Origin of the sequence: Vibrio sp. OPT46 (assembly GCF_015163535.1) — a bacterium.
In the GTDB taxonomy this organism is placed as follows: domain Bacteria; phylum Pseudomonadota; class Gammaproteobacteria; order Enterobacterales; family Vibrionaceae; genus Vibrio; species Vibrio alginolyticus.
In genome coordinates this window covers 1-2,123 of sequence record NZ_JADDYG010000448.1, presented here as the reverse complement: position 1 = coordinate 2,123, position 2,123 = coordinate 1, and the positions used below count along the sequence as shown (strand labels likewise).

The following is a 2,123-nucleotide window of genomic DNA, read 5'->3' as shown; positions in this document are numbered from 1 at the left end:
TTTGGCTTCTCTCTTAAACCCTGCCTATGGTGGGGTTTAAGTGATTTTGAGCTCCAGTTTAATATCACGAAAGAAACTAAGCACAGCTACTATTTGCTACAGCTACTATTTGCTTCCATGCACTGAACTACTTGAGCTCACGGGTATCAAGATAGTGCGATAAAAAAAGTTTATCAAGGTGCAGTTCGAGGATCATTTGTGGATAAATAGCAAAATTCAAAATATCAGTCAGTGAACACTAACTAACTGAATAAGACCCTGTCTATAAGTCCAAATTACGGTTTGTTAATTCGATTTAGAAATAACCGCACCTAAAAATATTTATCTTGACAATTAAGAAACCACCCAAAATATAGTTGTGCCGTATTAACTACCTTCAGATGGGGGGCTTACTCTCTTAAACATAAAAGGATAAGGTGTGAACGCATCCCCTTTTCCTACATTTGGTCCACTCACTTCCCAAACCCCTTCGAACTCACTCGGTTCCTCGACCTTTAGGTAGTTATTCGGGTTTTGTTCCACATCATCTTTTGAACGTTGTGAAGGTGTTGGGAGGAAGTGAGCAAGCTTGCGATTTTCAATCTTAGGCGGGTTCAGAATAAACAGGCTACCGCTCTCATCTAAGTAACCTTCCACGTTCCCAATGTTTGTTTTTAATATCGTAGTCACCTTGTGCATAGATCTTCCTAGTTAGTTGATTTGCCAATACTGATAATGTCCTCCAGCATTTAACACCATTAACTCTAAATCTTCTATCCTTGGATATCTTCTTTAAATTCCCATCTCGGTGAGAATCGGAACTCTACCGACCAGCAATCTGAGGAGATAATGAAAGCTTTCCATACAGCTAAAGGGTATTGGCCTGATGCTCGGAAATTATTCGTGAGGTTATTTCTGACGAAACGGATCAATCTATCAATCTGGTCTTCGCTTGCTGTGTCGAAGCTAAGCGTAATAGAGAGATTGTCATAGTTAGGTATGTCGGCAGAACCTCTAAAGTCTAAATTAAGCTCGTCTACAAGTAACTTTAGTTCGGTTAAGAAGCTTTCGAACTTTTCCTGGTTGGTCTCCGCAAAGACTGACTTGGCGAACGCAGAGATATTAGTGTGATTGTCCACTAATAAATCTTCCCCATTAGCATGGAGAAACCCTCTTATCATCGGGACTAAATCATCCGGTGCTAAAACTTTTTGGTCATTATAAAAGTCAGAAGTTAGGAACGCCTGTTTATACTTTTCGAGAATATTATACCTTTTGAGAATATCATTCATCATATCTACTTGAACCCCTTATTTTGATGCTGTAGCAATCATTGCTTTCATACGGCTAAGTATGTTTTTTGCTCTTTCGTCATTTTCTAATTCACTAGCAGGAACCCTAACGTTTAGCTTTTTAGCCAGCTCGTTAATAGCAGCAATAGTCTTTTTACTTGGTTTCTTAATACGTTTTGCCTCTTCTACATATTTAGATAGTAATTTGGCGTTACTAATCGCTTGAGAAGGAATTTTCAGGCCAGTCTTCGATTCCAACTGTTTTGCGTAATCAAGAAACTTTTTAGATGGAGTACTTGGGACATCATCTTCGTGAACTTTTATAAATTCTAGAGCTTTACCAAAGTCAGTCATTTTAAGCGCTGGCGGCTGGATCTTTTTGAAAGAGCATATTTGTGAAATCTTTCTTCGCATAGCGTCAGTTACCAACCAAGGGTGCTCTCGTAGCCATTGCCTCGCTTTAGCCTCACTTGCTAAGGCCTGTCTGGGCATTGGTAGTCCGAGCCCTTTACAACGCTTCTGAAGTTTATCTTTGGTTTGGTTTGAAAGTGGCATGTTAGGATTCACACCGTCTCTTGGTGTTTTATCAAACAGGTTTTTATTCAGGAAACCTATTAGCTTTTCAGTATTTTCAATTTGAGTGTTTATAAATTCCAGAGACGCTGCTTCTGCTTCTCGTTGAGGGAGTTTACTCATGTCAGAAAGTTTGAGTTCCCATTTGGCAGTAGTACCAGGGCTTTTATATGAATCAGGTAGTGCCTTATACAATTCAATCCCTTTTGGGGTGATATCAATCGAAGGGTTTTTACCCTTGCTAGTATACGCTACGAACTCACGCATTAAGATAGTTGC

2 protein-coding genes and 1 pseudogene are annotated in these 2,123 nt (G+C 39.5%); all 3 read right to left on the bottom strand.

The window, feature by feature from the left end:
- Positions 1-366: 366 nt before the first annotated feature.
- Positions 367-678 carry a hypothetical protein gene (locus IQR33_RS19640; RefSeq protein WP_025633984.1) on the bottom strand — a complete coding sequence of 104 codons (312 nt, stop codon included), beginning with the start codon at positions 676-678 and terminating at the stop codon, positions 367-369.
- Between the two features lie 74 nt (positions 679-752).
- Entirely contained in the window at positions 753-1,274 is a 522-nt protein-coding gene (locus IQR33_RS19635; protein ID WP_025633985.1) for a hypothetical protein, read from the bottom strand.
- Between the two features lie 15 nt (positions 1,275-1,289).
- Positions 1,290-2,123, bottom strand: a pseudogene (locus IQR33_RS19630) (hypothetical protein); the annotation flags it as partial.

Coding starts and splice junctions, on each gene's coding strand:
- IQR33_RS19640 (WP_025633984.1), bottom strand. CDS start 678: ATGCACAAGGTGACTACGATATTAAAAACAAACATTGGGAACGTGGAA.
- IQR33_RS19635 (WP_025633985.1), bottom strand. CDS start 1,274: ATGATGAATGATATTCTCAAAAGGTATAATATTCTCGAAAAGTATAAA.